At 76.1% G+C, this 862-nt stretch carries 2 protein-coding genes; both read right to left on the bottom strand.

The genetic code is table 11. The features are described 5' to 3' along the window. Positions 1-69: 69 nt before the first annotated feature. A complete protein-coding gene (locus FOE67_RS27200) occupies positions 70-588 on the bottom strand; it encodes a GNAT family N-acetyltransferase (protein ID WP_182667473.1) in 519 nt (172 codons plus the stop codon). A 97-nt stretch (positions 589-685) separates the two neighbouring features. Further along, on the bottom strand, positions 686-862 hold a 177-nt coding region (locus FOE67_RS27195; RefSeq protein WP_182667472.1), incomplete at its 5' end, for a DNA-3-methyladenine glycosylase I.

The following is an 862-nucleotide window of genomic DNA, read 5'->3' as shown; positions in this document are numbered from 1 at the left end:
GGGGTTCACCGGTCACTCGCCGGGACCCGGTCCGGGGGCGGCGCCCGGGGCCGGAGGCCGCGCCCCCGGTCAGCCCGTCGGTCGGCGGTCCGGCTCGGCTCCGGCTTCGGGGTGCTCCCCGTGCGCGTCGGCGATCCCGCGGCCGGGCTCCCCCTCGGCTCCCCGGTCGTCCGGTCCCCGCAGGTCCCGGGCCATCATCGTGGCCGGGCCCTCCTCCACGACACCGGCCGCGGCGTAGGCGGCCCGGGCCGGCAGGTTGTCCGGGTCGACCGCGACCCACATGCCGTGGCAGCCGCGCTCGCGGGCCAACCGGCCCAGTGCCTCCACCAGTTCGCGCCCCACCCCCCGGCGTCGATGGGCCGGGTCCACGGCCAGCTCGTAGAGGAACATCTCGGTGCCCTTGTCGGGATGGGTCAGCTCCATCCCGGTCACCATGCCGACGGGCACGCCCTCGCGGTCGGCGAGCAACAGGTGGTGGGTGGGCTCGTTGAGGAAGCGCTGGGCCCACTCGGGGCGCACCGGCCCGTCGAACAGGTGGGCGGCGGCCATCACCTCGGCCGGTGACGTCGCCCGTCGTATCACGACCATCGGGTACCTCCCCGTTCTCCGTCCCCCCGGGGGTCACCCTACGGCCGTCGGCTCCCGCGCGAGAGGCGTTCGGCGCACGCGCCCCGGGTGGCACGGGTCACCCCGACCCCGGGTGTCCTCCGGCGCGGACGTGACAGTCGGCCAAGTGGTCGTCGACCAGACCGCAGGCCTGCATGAGGGCGTACGCCGTGGTGGGGCCGACGAAGCGCAGTCCTTCCCGCTTGAGGTCCTTCGCCAGGGCGGTGGAGGCGGGGGTGACGGCGGGGATCGCGGC

Source organism: Streptomyces calidiresistens (genome assembly GCF_014141525.1).
Classification (GTDB): Bacteria; Actinomycetota; Actinomycetes; order Streptomycetales; family Streptomycetaceae; genus Streptomyces; species Streptomyces calidiresistens.
The sequence above is the reverse complement of the archived record's forward strand: the minus strand, read 5'-3'. Positions and strand labels throughout refer to the sequence as shown.